This is a genomic window from Leifsonia sp. 1010, from assembly GCF_031455295.1.
GTDB lineage: Bacteria > Actinomycetota > Actinomycetes > Actinomycetales > Microbacteriaceae > Leifsonia.
Genome location: NZ_JAVDSL010000005.1, coordinates 26490 through 41030, shown reverse-complemented (window position 1 = coordinate 41030; position 14541 = coordinate 26490). Strand labels below are relative to the sequence as shown.

Here is a 14541-nt window from a genome sequence, read left to right as displayed (position 1 = left end):
CCTGAGTTTTTCGCCCGACACGCCGTGGCAGAGCGGAAAAACTCCGGAGCTGGTGGCGGCGCGAGGAACCACGACGACAGAAGGAAGTGAAGACATGATCGAGATCTGCGGGACGCGCGACGACGCGACCGACACCATCCTGACACCGGAGGCCATCGCCTTCGTCGACCACCTGCACCAGGCGTTCGCCGCCCGGCGGCAGGAGCTGCTGGCCGAGCGCCAGCGGCACCGCGCGGAGGCGGGCAACGGGCGCGACCCGCGCTTCCTGAGCGCCACCGCCGCCATCCGCGACGACCGCTCGTGGCGCGCTGCCGGAGCCGGGCCCGGGCTCGAGGACCGCCGCGTCGAGATCACCGGCCCGACCGACCCGAAGATGGCGATCAACGCCCTCAATTCGGGCGCCCGCGTCTGGCTCGCCGACCTAGAGGACGCCACCAGCCCCACCTGGGCGAACATCGTGGGCGGCCAGCGGACGCTGCACGACGCGGTCCGCGGACGCCTCGCCTTCACCAGTCCAGAGGGTAAGGAGTACCGGGTCACCACGCCGTTCGAGCACACGCCGACGATCGTGATGCGCCCGCGCGGCTGGCACCTGGTCGAGAAGCACCTCGCCTTCACCGACCGTGCGGGACGCACGGCGCCGGCCAGCGCGTCCCTCACCGACTTCGGCCTGTACTTCTGGCACAACGCCGAGCAGCTGGTCGCGAACGGCTGCGGACCGTACTTCTACCTGCCGAAGCTGGAGTCGCACCTCGAGGCACGGCTCTGGAACGACATCTTCGTGTTCGCCCAGCAGCGCATCGGGATGCCGGTCGGCACCATCCGCGCCACCGTGCTGATCGAGACGATCCCGGCCGCGTTCGAGATGGAGGAGATCCTCTACGAGCTGCGCGACCACTGCGCCGGCCTCAACGCCGGCCGCTGGGACTACATCTTCTCGATGATCAAGACGTTCCAGGGCCGCGGACGCCGGTTCGCGTTCGGCGACCGCGACCGCATCACGATGACGGTGCCGTTCATGCGCGCGTACACCGAGCTGCTGGTCGCCACGTGCCACCGGCGCGGCGCGCACGCGATCGGCGGGATGAGCGCCTTCATCCCGAACCGGCGGGATGCGGAGGCGACCGAGCGGGCGCTGGCCCGGGTCGCGGACGACAAGCGGCGCGAGGCCGGCGACGGCTTCGACGGCACCTGGGTCGCGCATCCCGACCTCATCCCGACCGCGCTCGCCGAGTTCGACGCGGTGCTGGGGGAGCGGCCGAACCAGGTCGAACGGCAGCGGGACGACGTGGACGTCAGCGCGGACGACCTGCTCGACGTGCGCGGCGCGGACGCCACGGTGACGGATGCGGGGGTCCGGTCGAACGTCTCCGTGGCGCTCCGCTACATCGAGGCGTGGCTGCGAGGCACGGGTGCCGTCGCCATCGACGGACTGATGGAGGATGCGGCGACGGCCGAGATCTCGCGGTCGCTGCTGCGGCAGTGGATCGACAACCGGATCGTCACGGCGGAGGGCGCGGCCGTCGACCGGGAGGCCGTGTCGCGCATCCTGGACGCGGAGCTCGAGCGCCTGAGCGCCGAGGCCGGCGCGGGCGCACGGTTCGCGGATGCGGCGGAGCTGCTGCGCGAGGTGGCGCTGGGGGAGGAGTTCCCGACGTTCCTGACCATCCCCGCCTACGCGCGATACCTGGTCGACACGGCCGAGCCGCAGGAGCTCCCGCTCGCGGGCTAGCCCTCCTCGATCCGTCGCCGCCCGCCGTCGAGTCCGCAAACTTTGCACGCTTGCGCCGCGTGTCGTGTGCAAAGTTTGCGGACTCGACGGTGGGCGGTCGTGCGCGGGGAGGCGGATCTCGTTGGTAGGGTCGCACCATGATGGATCGGGGGATGGGTCGCGTCGCCGCGGCCGTGGTCGCAGCATGCGTCGTCGGGCTGATGTCGGGATGCGCGCTGGTCGCTCCTCCGGCGCAGCCGAGCGCGACGCCGCGGGCCACGGCGGAGGCCTCCGAGCCCATCGCGCAGCAGGTTCCGAACCTGCTCGTCCCGGGCGAGACGATCGGCTTAGGCCGGCTGAGCGTCATCGACCATGAACCGATCGCCGATCCGGTGGCAGAGCATCCCGTGACCGGGGCCGTTCGCATCGTCGTCCGTCCCGATCGGGGGATCGAGGTCCGCATCCGTCCCGACGACCCGGCCAGCGCGAGCCTCGCCGGGATCGACCTGATGCTGACCGGGAAGCGGCACGACGGCCTGCCGGAGAACATCCAGGACGAGGACTACTTCCCCGTGACCTCCGGCGCTCAGAGCGTCGATCCGGATGGCGAACTCGTTCTCCCCGTGCTGCTCGACCAGGCGTCCCTCGGCGACCCGTCGTTCCTGCACTCGATCGAGGAGTCGCCTGACGGGGACGGGCGGGTGATGGCCGCCGCGTCGATCACCTGGACGCTCCCCTCCGCCTACCCCGGCCTGAAGCCTGTGGATCACGGCGTGGTCAGCTACGCGCACGGGCGGACGGTCGTCGAGAGCGGGACGCTGGCTTACTACATCCCCAACCCGTACGACACGCTCTACCAGGTGTCGCGCCGCTTCGGCCTGACCGAGGCCCAGCTGGTGTGGCTCAATCCCGAGCTCCTCATGGACTCGCCGGATCCTGAACTGAAGAGCGGGATCGGCGTCAATCTGGACCCCGCCCGCCGCTGACCGGCGCCCGCGCTGACCGGCGCCCTGCGCTGGACCACCGTCCGCCGTCGAGTCCGCAAACTTTGCACACTTCAGCCGTGTGTCGCGTGCAAAGTCTGCGGACTCGACGGTGGGCGATCAGGGGTGGTGTTCTAGGTACTGCCGGAGCACGTTGGCGTGGTTGAGTTCGGGGTCGCGAGCGCCGACGAGCAGGGTCACGGTGGGGTGGGTCCGGCCCAGGCCGCGGAGCACATCCACGGCAGGGTTCGTGTCCAGTTCGCTCTCGTACCGGCGACGGAACTCGTCGAACACCTCGGCTTCGCCCGACGGGTCCTGATGGAACCAGCGTCGCAGCTCGGTCGACGGCGCGACATCCTTGAGCCATTCGTCGATGTCGGCACGGTCCTTGCTGATGCCGCGCGGCCACAGCCGGTCGACGAGCACGCGGTAGCCGTCGGTGGGTGCGGGCGCGTCGTAGATGCGTTTCACCGTGAACACGGGAGGCCTCCTTCGGTCGGCGGTCGGTCCGTTCGTCCCTTCCGAGTGTGCCTCGTGCGGTCAGCCCGAGGCCAGCAGGGCGTCGGTCTCTGCGGCGGTCGGCGCGGTCGCCGGTCCGCGCCGCGTCACGGCGATCGCCGCGGCCGCGTTCGCCCGCCGCGCGGCGTCGATCGGTGCGGCGCCGCGGGCCAGGGCCGCGGCGAGCACCCCGCCGAACGCGTCGCCCGCTCCCGTCGTGTCCACCGCGTCGACCGGGAAGGCCGGCAGGTGCGCAGGAGCCGGCCCGTCAGTGGCGACCCAGCAGCCGGAGGAGCCGTCGCGCACGACCGCGACCCCACCCTCGCGCAGGCTGCCGCGCAGCGACCCGGCAGCGGGCGCGGGATGGGCGTGGGCGCGAAGGATGCGCGCCTCGCGTGCGTTCGCGCTGAGTACGTCGGTGCGGCGCAGCACCGTCTCCAGGAGCTCCGGGTCGAGCGAGCCGACGAGCGGAGACGGGTCGAAGACGACACGCGTCTCCGGGCCGATGGCACCCAGCCAGCCGGCGACGGCCGGGCCGGATCCGGGATGCGCGAGGCTGTAGCCGGAGACGTACACGACGTCCGCCGCGCGGGGCTGGACCGCATCGAGGTCGGCTCGGCTCAGCATCCCTTCGGCGCCGGGCGCGGTGACGAACGTGCGTTCCGCGTCGCTGTCGAGGAGGACGACGCTGTAGCCGTTGTCGACGCCGTCGAGCGGCGGGTTGGCGACCGAGATGCCCTCGCGCCAGAGCGCCTCGGCGACGACCTCGCCGAACGGGCCGGTGCCGGAGCGACCGGCGAACACGACCTCCGCGCCGTCTCGGGCCGCCGCGGCCATGACGTTGAAGCCGCCACCGGCGGACATGCCCGCCGAGGAGGCGAGGACGTCGCCCCCGCGCTCGGGCAGCGCATCCACGGTCAGGAGAAGGTCGACGACGACCGTCCCGGTGAAGATGAGGCGTCCGTCAGCCATGTCGTCTCCTCAGCTCCAGCAGTCCGTCGACCAGGGGTTCCAGATCGAGGGCGTTGACGCGGCGGACCGTGTCGACCGCGGTGCGCGGCCAGGCGGCGGCCCCGGTCGCGCCGAGGACGGCTCCGGCCATTGCGGCGATCGTGTCGGTATCGCCGCCGAGCGCGGCGGCGCGGCAGAGCGTGTCCCAGGCCGCGTCGGGATCGGGATGCGCGGGCTCGGACCCGGCGACGGTCACTGCGACGAGCGCGAGCGCGGCGACCACGGACTCCTGAGCGGCGACCGACGTGCCGATGACGTCCGAGAGGGCGTCGTCCTGCTCACGCGGCGCGAGACCGAGAAGGGAGGGGATGGCCCACTCGAGCCGGGCGGCGATATCGCCGCCCGCGACCCAGTGACCGCGCCGTGCTCCTTCGCGGGCGGCCGCGACCGCCACATCCAGCGCTTCCGGGGTGTCGGCGCCGTCGACGCCGGCACTCACCGCTGCGCCGACCGCGGCCGCGCTCGCGATGCCGATACCGGTGTTGTGAGTGAGTGCGCTCACCGAGACGACCGCGTCGACGAATGCGCCGAGCGGTTCGACGGGCACGGCGATGCCGACCGGGGTGATCCGCATCGCCGCTCCGTTGGTGGCCCCGAACCGGCCGGCCTCTTCTGGTGGCATGCCGTCTTGCAGGCGCTGAAGGGCGGCGCGGGTGCTGGGACCGAGCAGGTCGAGGGAGCCGCGCGACTCCATGGTCCGCTCCCAGGCGAGCAGCTCGGCGGCGAAGACGCTCGGGCGGACGGTTCCACGCCCGTCGATGAGGAGGCGCGCGAGCAGGACAGCCTGTTCGGTGTCGTCCGTGATCGATCCGGCAGGCATCCCGGCGGCGATCTGCTGGTGTGGACCGGCCGCGACCAGACCGCGGAGGGTGCCGTGATCGGCGAAGATGCGTTCGCGCGACATCGACTGGGTGGGCATGCCGAGGGCGTCGCCGAGCGCCAGGCCCTGGAGCGCGCTCAAGGCCCGGGCGCGGGTGGTGTCCCTCACAGCGGCGCCAGGAGCGCCCCGCGCAGTCGCTCGCTCAGGTCCGGTGGGACCTCGACGGCGACACCGAGCGCCTGGATGGCGCGGCTGAAGTAGTTGCGCGCTGCGGCGGCCAGCGTGATGTCGACGATCTCGCGGTCCGTGAAGCCGAGGTCGCGCAGCCGGCCGGCGTCGTCGGGGGTCATGGCGGAGGAGTCCGTGCTGAGGCGTTCGGCGTACTCCATCATGGCGACGTCCGCCTCGCTCAGCCCGGCGTCGTGGTAGTCGCGGGCGATGCGCTCGAGTTCGGATTCGTCCATGATCGAGAGGGACTTGCGGCCGTGAGCGAGACGGCAGTGCTGCGAGCGGAGCGCCTGGGCCGCCGCGAGCGTGACCAGCTCGTACCGGCGCTTGCCGAGGGTCGGAACGATCGTGTGGACGAGATCCTCGAACGCGTGGAACGCCTCGGGGTTAGTACTCAGTACCCGCGTGTACTCGGGGACGTATCCGAGGTCGTCGAGGTCTTCGGCGTACAGCTCGGCGACGGCACCGGTCGCGTCGGACGGTTGCGGGCTCTCGATGATGGACACGGCGGTCTCCTCCCGTGCGGTCCGTCTCATTCTGACTCGCGCGCCCCTCCGAGCACCACCGCTCCGCGCCTCCGCCGCCGTCGAGTCCGCAGACTTTGCACACGCCGCGCGGGGCGGGCGTGCAAAGATCGCGGACTCGACGGTGGGGATACGGGGGAGCAGGTCAGTGGGCGAAGGCGACGTCCTCCGAGGGGGAGTCGGCGGGCTTCCGGAGGAAGAAGGAGCCGACGACCGCGAACAGCGAGATGATCGCGCCCGCGACGAACGCCGCCCGGATGCCTCCGGCTTGCGCGGCGTCCACGCCCGCACCGCCCGCGGCGAGGGCCGTGCCCTGCAGCGTCAGCACCGCGATCAGCAGAGCCGTGCCCGCCGCTCCGCCGACCTGCTGGATGGTGCCCAGGATGGCGCTGCCGTGCGAGTACAGGTGCGGCGGCACCGCACCGAGACCCGCCGTGAACAGCGGCGTGAACATCATCGCGAGGCCGAGGCTCATGGTGACGTGCGCGGCGATGACGAGACCGACCGGCGTGTGCTCGGTGACCATCGTGAGCGACCACAGCACGAGGCTGACCAGGATCGAGCCGGGGACGACGAGCACGCGCGGGTCGAACCGGTCGTACAGGCGGCCGACGAACGGCGCCGCGAGCCCCATGATCAGCCCGCCCGGAAGCAGGATGAGTCCGGTCGCCAGCGTGTCGAGGTGCAGCACGTGCTGGAGATACAGCGGCAGCACGATGATCACGCCGAACATCGAGGCGGTGGTGATGGCCATCAGCACGATCGAGATCGTGAAGATCGGGAACTTGAAGGTCCGGAGATCGAGCAGGGCCCGGTCCTTCCGCTGCAGGAGCAGCTGACGCGTGATGAACGCGGCCAGACCCAGCACGCCGACGATCAGCGAGCCCCACAACATGACCGGGCTGGCGGACGCACCGCCCGACTCACCGGAGAGCGTCAGGCCGTAGACCAGACCGCCGAACCCGAGCGCCGACAGGATGACCGACAGCACGTCGATCTTCACCTTCTCGGTCTCCGTCACGTTCTCGACGAACTTCATGCCGATGAGCAGCATGACCAGGGCGATCGGAAGCACGATGAGGAAGATCCAGCGCCAGGGCAGGAAGTTCAGGATGAGGCCCGAGATCGTCGGCCCGATCGCCGGCGCGACCGAGATGACGATCGACACGTTGCCCATGGTGCGCCCGCGCATCGCCGGCGGTACCAGGGTCATCAGCGTCGTCATCAGCAGCGGGATCATGATCGCCGTGCCCGACGCCTGGATTACGCGCGCCGCGACCAGCACCAGGAACCCGGGAGCCAGGGCTGCGGACAAGGTCCCGAGCGAGAACAGGGACATCGCCGCGATGAACATCTGCCGCGTGGTGTACCGCTGCAGCAGGATGCCCGTGATCGGGATCACCACCGCCATCGTCAGCATGAATGCCGTCGAGAGCCACTGCGCCGCGAGTGCGTCGACGTGCAGGTCGTCCATCAGCTTCGGGATGGCGACCGTCATGATCGTCTCGTTGAGGATCACGACGAACGTGGCCGCGAGCAGCAGCCAGATCACGCGCTGGTCGCGCGGCGACATCCGCGGCGTGGCCGACGGCCCTGCGGCGGGCGCGGCCGGCTGTCCGATCGCGCCGGCATCGATCGAAGGCACAGGTGAGGTCTTCTCAGTCACCGGTACAACTTATCGGGGACCACCGACGCGCGGGGTGTCCGTGACCTGAACTGTGGATGAGTTCGCTGACCGCAGAACTGTGGAATAAAACGCCCGCTCAGCGCCCGAGGCCGACCCGATCCACACGTCGGTGGTAGCGCATCCCTGCGACGCCGCCGAGGATGGCCCCGGCGAGACTCACCAACGCGACGACGATCGCCGTGATGATGCCCGTGAGCGTGACGGATCCTTCGCCGAGCGGGATGCGCGGGAAGCTGTTCAGGTTGCCCAGGATGTTGTACTGGCTGCCGAAGATGAGGCTCAGCACGGCGACGACCACGGCGATGATGACCGCCCAGAGCCACACCGCGATGCCCTGCTTGACGCCGTCGAAGCGCGCCATCCGCCCGGCGACGTATCCGCCGCAGAAATAGGCGACGAACAGGATGACGACGAGCGCGATTGCACCGACGAGCCCGACCGTCGACGCATTGGCGTTGGCCTGGTCGATCGCGCGGTCGGCGCTCCCCGCGGTGCCGAGGCCGACGGCCGCGCCGGCCGCTGCGACCAGCGCGGTGAGCAGCACGGCGGTTCCCGTCGCGGTCAGCCAGCCGAAGAAGGCGGAGCCGAACTTCATCCCGCCGAACTCGCTGCGCTCGCGGGCGACGACGTCCTCGCGGAGGGTGTGCGTCCCGTCCCCGTACGTCCCGTCCGGGTGGATGCCGTCGACGGGAGCCGTCGCAGGCGCAGCGGGGGCAGTGGCCGGGGCACCGACGCCGTCCCGCACGGCCTCGCGGTCGCGAACGGCCTCACGGTCACGCACGGCGTCACGGTCACGCGCAGCTTCAGCGGTCGCCCGGTCTTCGGGCGGCAACGGTCGATCGGTCATGTCGTGCCTCTTCCGGTTCGCCCGCGCGCGGCGGGTGGTCATCGGTCGATGGACACGGTAGGCCGGCACAGAAGCACCACACAGACGCTTGATTTCCACCCCGACCGGGAGGATTATCGCCCGCCCCCGCGTACAGCCCTAGGCGCCGAGCCCCGCGACGGCCCGCACGGCCTCGCCGACGGCCGGAGCCACCGCGGCGAGATCACCCGCCGTCACCTCCGGCCCCCACGAGAACCGCACCGCCGTGCGGGCGACGTCCTCCGGATACCCGAGCGCCAGCAGCACGTGCGACGCGTCTTCGCTGCCGGCCGCGCACGCGGAGCCGCTGGACGACACGACACCGTGCCGCTCCAGCTCCAGCAGCACCGCCTCCCCGTTGATGGCGGGGAACACGAACGACGCCGTCCCGGGAAGCCGCGACGTGGGATGCCCGGTCAGGGATGCGCCCGGCGCCTCAGCGAGCACCGCGGCGACGAACGCGTCCCGCGCCGCAGCGACCGTCGTCGCCCGCTCCTCGAGCCCTGCGGCGCTGAGCCGCGCAGCCGTGGCCAGCGCCACCGCGCCGGCGACGTTCTCGGTCCCCGAGCGGCGGCCGCGCTCTTGACCTCCGCCGTGGATGATCGGCTCCAGCGGGATGCGCCCCCGCACGTACAGCGCGCCGACGCCCTTCGGCGCTCCGAGCTTGTGGCCGGAGACGCTGAGCGCATCCACCCCCAGCGTCCGCACGTCGAGCGGCAGCCAACCGGCCGCCTGTACCGCATCCGTATGAAAGGGGATGCCGTTCTCATGCGCGATCGCGGCAAGCTCGGCGACGGGCTGCACCGTGCCGACCTCGTTGTTGGCGAGCATCACGCTCGCCAGGGTCGTGTCCGGTCGCACCGCGGCGGCGAACGCCTCCACCGTGACCAGGCCGTCCGGCCCGACCGGCACGAACGTCACCTCGAACCCGTGCAGCCGCACCAGATAGTCGACCGACTCCAGCACGGCCTCGTGCTCGATCGGCGTCGTCACGATGTGGTGTCCGCGCGGGTTCGCCAGCGCGATGCCCTTCACGGCCAGGTTGTCGGCTTCCGTCCCGCCCGAGGTGAACGTCACCTCCGACGCGCGGCAGCCCAGCCAGTCGGCGACGGTGGAGCGCGCGTCGGCGAGCCCGCGGGCGGCCGATTCGCCGACGGCGTGGTGGCTCGACGGGTTGCCGAAGTCGCCCGTCAGGTACGGCCACATCGCCTCCAGCACCTCCCGGCGGACCGGGGAGGTGGCGGCCGCGTCGAGGTAGATCACTCCACCACCACGTCCAGTCCGAGGTCGAGCGACCGGACGCTGTGGGTGAGCGCGCCCGACGAGATCACGTCGACGCCGGTCTCCGCGATCGCGCGGACGGTCGCGAGGCTGACGTTGCCGCTGGCCTCGACGATGGCCCGGCCGCCGACCAGGGCGACGCCTTCGCGCAGCTCGTCGAGGGTGAAGTTGTCGAGCATGATCGTGTCCACCCCGGCCGCGAGCACCGGCTCGATCTGGTCGATGCGGTCGACCTCGACCTCCAGGTGCGTGGTGTGCGACAGCTGCTCGCGCACCCGCAGCAGCGCATCCGTCACCGACAGTCCGGTCTGCGCGGTGAGGACGGCGAGGTGGTTGTCCTTCGCCATCACCGCGTCCGAGAGGGAGTAGCGGTGATTGTGGCCGCCGCCCGCGCGGACGGCGTGCCGCTCGAACGCGCGCAGGCCCGGAGTGGTCTTGCGGGTGTCGACGATCCGGGCGGGGGTGCCGGCGACCTCGGCGACGAAGGCGGCCGTGAGCGTGGCGATGCCGCTCATCCGCTGGACGAAGTTGAGGGCGACGCGCTCGGCCTGGAGCACCGAACGGGCCGGTCCCTCGACCGTCGCGAGCGCATCCCCGGCCGCGAACGTGGCGCCGTCGGCGACGTGCACGGTCACGGCGATCGCCGGATCGGTGAGCGTCATCGCGGCCGCGAACACCTCGCCGCCCGCGAAGGTGCCCGGCTCGCGGGCCACCAGGCGCGCGGTCGCGCGAGCCGTCTCGGGGATGAGCAGCTGGCTGGTGACGTCGCCCCACGGGGCGTCCTCGACGAGGGCGGCCAGGACGGCGGTGTGGATGAGCTGGCGGGTCAGCATGCTGCGGGAACCTCGAGACGGGTCGGCTGGGGGAGCAGGACGGTGTGGGTGGACTCGCCGGAGCCGGTGAGCGGGAAGTCGGAGCGGAAGTGCGCCCCGCGCGACTCTTCGCGGGAGAGCGCTGCGGCGACGACGAGACGGGCGAGGGTGAGGAGGTTCGCATCCTCTCCGGACGTCGCTCCGGCCTCGGCGTCGGGCATCGCCGTGGCGGCGAGCTCGGCGGCGGCCGCGGCGAGGCGTGCGCCGTCGCGGTGCACGCCGGCGGCCTCCCACATGAGCGCGCGCAGGCGGTCGCGGTCGAAGGTGCGGAGAACGGGATGCGGTGCACCGGCCGCGACAGATCGAGGGGCGTCCGCCTCCACCCGCACCGCGCGTTGCGTCCACGCGGGAGGCTCGGCCCACGGAGCGTCGATCGCCCCGGCCGCCCGGTGGGCGAAGACGAGACCTTCGAGCAGGGAGTTGGAGGCGAGCCGGTTGCCGCCGTGCGCCCCGGTGCAGGCGACCTCGCCGACGGCGAACAGGCCGGGGACGCTGGTGCGACCCTCCGTGTCGGTGGCGACGCCTCCCATCGCGTAGTGCGCCGCCGGGGTGACCGGGATCGGATGGCGGGCCCAGTCGTGACCGGCGGCGCGCGAGGCGGCGTCGATCGTCGGGAACCGCCGGGCGAGGAACTCCGCGCCGAGCGCTGTCGCGTCCAGCATCACCGGGCGACCGCCCTGCGCGGCCATCTCGACCGCGATGCCGCGGGCGACGACGTCGCGGGGGGCGAGCTCGGCGTCGGGATGGGCGTCGAGCATGAAGCGCTCGCCGCGGGCATTGCGCAGCACGGCGCCCTCGCCGCGCACGGCCTCGGAGACGAGGAACGCGCCCGCTCCCGCGTCGTCCGTCGCGTCGTGCGTCGCGCCGTCCTCCGCGCCATCGCCCGCGTACAGCGCGGTCGGATGGAACTGCGTGAACTCCAGATCGGCGAGCATCGCCCCGGCCCGCCACGCCGCCGCCACGCCGTCGCCGGTGGCGACCGACGGGTTGGTGGTGTGCGCGTACAGCTGGCCCCAGCCTCCGGTGGCCAGCACCACCGCGTCGGCGTCGATGGTGAGAGCCTCGCCGTCGACCCACAGCGACACCCCGGCCGCCCGGCCGCCCTCGACGACGACGTCGCGGAGGAACGCGCCCCCGACCACCGGGATGCGCGCCGCCGTCACCGCGGCGACGAGCGCCCGCTCCAACTCGGCTCCGGTCGCATCCCCACCGGCGTGCAGCACGCGGGCGGAGGAGTGGGCGGCCTCGAGGCCGCGGGCGAGCGTGTCGCCGTCGCGGTCGAACGCCGCACCGCGGGCGATCAGCTCGCGGACGCGGTCGGGGCCGTCGGAGCAGAGCGCCTCCACCGCTTCGCGGACGTTGAGCCCGGCTCCCGCGCGGAGGGTGTCGGCGACGTGCGCCTCCACCGAGTCGTCGGGGAAGAGCGCCGCCGCGATGCCGCCCTGGGCGTACGGAGTGCTTCCGGACGCGACGGACGACGACTTGGTCACGACCGTGACGTCGTGGCCGAGCGTGTGCGCTCGCAGCGCCGCGGTCAGCCCCGCGATCCCGCTCCCGACCACGACCACGCGGCTCATGTCAGGCCGCCATCGTGGTGTCGGGCCGCGCCGCCAGCATCCGCTCGAGCGCCACCCGCGCGGGCTCCGCGACGGACGCGGGAACCGTGACCTGGTTGAGCACCTCGCCGCGGACGAGCCCCTCCAGCACCCAGGCGAGATACCCGGGGTGGATGCGGTACATCGTCGAGCACGGGCACACCACTGCGTCCAGGCAGAAGATCGTGTGCTGCGGGAACTGCGCCGCCAGCCGCTGCACCAGGTTGATCTCGGTGCCGATCGCGAAGGTGGAGCCCGCGGGTGCCGCCTGGATCGCCTTGACGATGTAGTCGGTGGAGCCGTACTCGTCGGCCGCATCCACCACATCCATCGGGCACTCGGGGTGCACGATCACGCGGACGCCGGGGAACTCGGCGCGCGCGTGCTCGATCTGGCCGACCGTGAAGCGCTTGTGCACCGAGCAGAAGCCGTGCCACAGGATGACCTGGGCGTCCTGCAGCGTCTCGGCGTCCGTCCCGCCCCACGCCTTGCGCGGGTTCCACAGCGGCATCCGCTCGACCGGGATGCCCATCGCCTTCGCCGTGTTGCGGCCCAGGTGCTGGTCGGGGAAGAACAGAACGCGCTGACCGCGCTCGAACGCCCACTCCAGCACGGTCGCCGCGTTCGACGAGGTGCAGACGATGCCGCCGTGCTCGCCGCAGAAGGCCTTCAGCGCGGCGGACGAGTTCATGTAGGTGACCGGGATGACCGGCACGCGGCCGTCGGCGTCCGGCTCGGTGCCGTACAGCTCCTCCAGCTGCTCCCAGCACTCCTCGACCGAGTCGAGGTCGGCCATGTCGGCCATCGAGCAGCCGGCGGCGAGGTTGGGGAGGATGACCTTCTGCTCGGGACGCGACACGATGTCGGCCGTCTCGGCCATGAAGTGGACGCCGCAGAACACGATCGCCTCCGCCTCCGGCCGGGCCTTGGCCGCGTTGGCGAGCTGGAAGGAGTCGCCCACGAAGTCGGCGTACTGGACGACCTCGTCGCGCTGGTAGAAGTGGCCCATGACCGCGACGCGGTCGCCGAGGGTCTCCTTGGCGGCGCGGATGCGGTCGCCGAGCTCCTGGGCCGTGGCGGTGCGGTACTCCTCGGGCAGCTCGCCCTGCCGAGGCGCGTTCGCCGGGATGGGGTCGCCGAGCGAAGCGCCGGGCCCGTAGGAGGGGGTGGCGTTGTCGAACGTCCAGGGCGCCTCCACCAGGTCGGGGGTGCAGGTGTCGCCGTCGAGCTGCCCCGACGCGATGAGCCGGATGGTGGTGTCGACCGAAGCGATGGTCATGCGTTTCTTCCTTCGAACGGGTGCTGCTGGCGGGGGAGCGGCCCCGCGTCGGCGAGGTCGATCTGGTCGTTGTAGCGGTACAGCCGCGGCGGACGGTGCGGCGTGCCGGTGAGGTACTCGTCGGTGGCGACGACGGCCCCGGAGGACTCGATCGTGCGGCGGAAGTTCGCCGGGTCGAGCGCTCGGCCGAGGACGGCCTCGTGCACGCCGCGCAGCTGGGCCAGCGTGAAGCGCTCGCCGAGGAACGCGTGGGCGATGCGGGAGTACTCCATCTTCGTGCGGAGGCGCCAGAGGGCGTACTCGACGATCACGTTGTGGTCGAAGGCGAGCTCGGGGAGGTCGTCGGCGGGGAACCAGCGCACGTTCTCGCCGACACTGGCGCGCTCGGCCTCCTCGCTCCGGACCAGCGCCCAGTAGACGACGGAGACGACGCGCTCGGCGCCGGGGGAGCGGTCGGCGTCGCCGAAGGCGTACAGCTGCTCCAGGTAGCTGGGCGTCAGGCCGGTGGTGTCGTTGAGCGTGCGGGCGGCCGCGTAGGCGAGGTCCTCGCCGACCCGCAGCGGCCCGCCCGGCAGGGCCCAGCGTCCCTCGAACGGTTCGCGGATGCGGCGCACGAGCGGCAGCCACACCTGCGGCACGCCGCCGGTCTCGTCGTCGGTGCGCAGGGCGAAGATGACCGTCGACACGGCGAGGATCGCACTCGCGCGTTCGTGCCGTGCCGTCATGGCCCGCTCCCGTCACCTAAAGGTCAACATGACTCTAACGTGCTGATCATCTTAGTGTCATCCCGACCAGAACACCAAACGCCGCCCTCGCGCCTCCGTTCTCTGCCCCCTCCGCCGCCTCCCGCGCTGAGATTTGCGCCAAATCTCGGTTATGACGGGCCCATAACCGAGATTTGGCGCAAATCTTCGCGTGCGCGCGCGGCGGCGGGAGCGGATATGCTGGCCGGACAACCGAATACCGGGCCAACGAGGTCGATGCGGGAGAGTCGCGCGCGAGCGCGGCACCGAAGGAGCAATCCTCCCCGACAATCTCTCAGGTACGCGTACCGCATCGGACTGGCCACTCTGAAAAGCAGGATGGCGCCCGCCGTCCTCGCCCACGGTGAAAGCCGCGCATCCCATCGGGAGGCGAGGTGAAACTCTCAGGCCGGATGACAGAGGGGGAGTTCTTCCCGGGAGCGG

The 14541-nt window shown here is 71.7% G+C and carries 13 protein-coding genes and 2 riboswitches; of the genes, 2 read left to right on the top strand and 11 right to left on the bottom strand.

Features of this window, described 5'->3' with window-relative positions; translation table 11 throughout:
• Positions 1–94 precede the first annotated feature (94 nt).
• Together aceB and J2Y42_RS17520 are read left to right on the top strand one after the other, a co-directional pair.
• Positions 95–1732: a malate synthase A gene (aceB, locus tag J2Y42_RS17525; RefSeq protein WP_309861146.1), complete on the top strand. Its 1638-nt coding sequence runs from the start codon at positions 95–97 to the stop codon at positions 1730–1732.
• Between the two features lie 137 nt (positions 1733–1869).
• A complete protein-coding gene (locus J2Y42_RS17520; protein ID WP_309861143.1) occupies positions 1870–2697 on the top strand; it encodes a LysM domain-containing protein in 828 nt (275 codons plus the stop codon).
• A 117-nt stretch (positions 2698–2814) separates the two neighbouring features.
• Here the strand turns inward: J2Y42_RS17520 and J2Y42_RS17515 are convergent, their stop codons facing one another.
• The 11 genes from J2Y42_RS17515 to J2Y42_RS17465 all read right to left on the bottom strand — a co-directional run bounded on the left by J2Y42_RS17515 (position 2815) and on the right by J2Y42_RS17465 (position 14079).
• Positions 2815–3174 (bottom strand): DUF488 family protein, encoded by a 360-nt coding sequence (locus tag J2Y42_RS17515; RefSeq protein ID WP_309861140.1) that lies wholly within the window; start codon positions 3172–3174, stop codon positions 2815–2817.
• A gap of 60 nt (positions 3175–3234) precedes the next feature.
• The gene (locus J2Y42_RS17510) at positions 3235–4164 is read right to left on the bottom strand and encodes a PfkB family carbohydrate kinase (protein ID WP_309861137.1); all 930 of its coding nucleotides are present in this window, start codon (positions 4162–4164) and stop codon (positions 3235–3237) included.
• On the bottom strand, positions 4157–5191 hold the full coding sequence (locus J2Y42_RS17505; RefSeq protein WP_309861134.1) for an ADP-ribosylglycohydrolase family protein: 1035 nt from the start codon (positions 5189–5191) through the stop codon (positions 4157–4159). Before J2Y42_RS17505 ends, J2Y42_RS17510 begins: the two co-directional genes overlap by 8 nt.
• Complete coding sequence (locus J2Y42_RS17500) at positions 5188–5757, bottom strand: peroxidase-related enzyme (protein ID WP_309861131.1); 570 nt, start codon at positions 5755–5757, stop codon at positions 5188–5190. Before J2Y42_RS17500 ends, J2Y42_RS17505 begins: the two co-directional genes overlap by 4 nt.
• 163 nt (positions 5758–5920) lie before the next feature.
• Positions 5921–7420, bottom strand: a complete 1500-nt coding sequence (locus J2Y42_RS17495; protein ID WP_309861128.1) for an MDR family MFS transporter — start codon at positions 7418–7420, stop codon at positions 5921–5923.
• A gap of 118 nt (positions 7421–7538) precedes the next feature.
• Complete coding sequence (locus tag J2Y42_RS17490) at positions 7539–8309, bottom strand: hypothetical protein (protein ID WP_309861125.1); 771 nt, start codon at positions 8307–8309, stop codon at positions 7539–7541.
• 138 nt (positions 8310–8447) lie between these two features.
• Positions 8448–9590, bottom strand: coding sequence for a cysteine desulfurase family protein (locus tag J2Y42_RS17485; protein ID WP_309861122.1), 1143 nt, complete (start codon positions 9588–9590; stop codon positions 8448–8450).
• Positions 9587–10441, bottom strand: a complete 855-nt coding sequence (nadC, locus tag J2Y42_RS17480) for a carboxylating nicotinate-nucleotide diphosphorylase (protein ID WP_309861119.1) — start codon at positions 10439–10441, stop codon at positions 9587–9589. The genes J2Y42_RS17485 and nadC overlap by 4 nt, the downstream gene beginning before the upstream one ends.
• Positions 10435–12057 (bottom strand): L-aspartate oxidase, encoded by a 1623-nt coding sequence (gene nadB, locus J2Y42_RS17475; protein ID WP_309861117.1) that lies wholly within the window; start codon positions 12055–12057, stop codon positions 10435–10437. Before nadB ends, nadC begins: the two co-directional genes overlap by 7 nt.
• A 1-nt stretch (position 12058) precedes the next feature.
• On the bottom strand, positions 12059–13354 hold the full coding sequence (nadA, locus tag J2Y42_RS17470; RefSeq protein WP_309861115.1) for a quinolinate synthase NadA: 1296 nt from the start codon (positions 13352–13354) through the stop codon (positions 12059–12061).
• A complete protein-coding gene (locus J2Y42_RS17465) occupies positions 13351–14079 on the bottom strand; it encodes an NrtR DNA-binding winged helix domain-containing protein (RefSeq protein ID WP_309861112.1) in 729 nt (242 codons plus the stop codon). The genes nadA and J2Y42_RS17465 overlap by 4 nt, the downstream gene beginning before the upstream one ends.
• Positions 14080–14327: 248 nt before the next feature.
• Positions 14328–14418, top strand: a riboswitch (glycine riboswitch).
• Positions 14419–14527, top strand: a riboswitch (glycine riboswitch). It abuts the riboswitch before it with no gap.
• Positions 14528–14541 lie beyond the last annotated feature (14 nt).

Bases quoted from the DNA above. Each gene is read 5' to 3' on its own strand.
- aceB (WP_309861146.1), top strand. From the start codon at position 95: ATGATCGAGATCTGCGGGACGCGCGACGACGCGACCGACACCATCCTG.
- J2Y42_RS17520 (WP_309861143.1), top strand. From the start codon at position 1,870: ATGATGGATCGGGGGATGGGTCGCGTCGCCGCGGCCGTGGTCGCAGCA.
- J2Y42_RS17510 (WP_309861137.1), bottom strand. From the start codon at position 4,164: ATGGCTGACGGACGCCTCATCTTCACCGGGACGGTCGTCGTCGACCTT.
- J2Y42_RS17490 (WP_309861125.1), bottom strand. From the start codon at position 8,309: ATGACCGATCGACCGTTGCCGCCCGAAGACCGGGCGACCGCTGAAGCT.
- nadC (WP_309861119.1), bottom strand. From the start codon at position 10,441: ATGCTGACCCGCCAGCTCATCCACACCGCCGTCCTGGCCGCCCTCGTC.
- nadB (WP_309861117.1), bottom strand. From the start codon at position 12,057: ATGAGCCGCGTGGTCGTGGTCGGGAGCGGGATCGCGGGGCTGACCGCG.
- nadA (WP_309861115.1), bottom strand. From the start codon at position 13,354: ATGACCATCGCTTCGGTCGACACCACCATCCGGCTCATCGCGTCGGGG.
- J2Y42_RS17465 (WP_309861112.1), bottom strand. From the start codon at position 14,079: ATGACGGCACGGCACGAACGCGCGAGTGCGATCCTCGCCGTGTCGACG.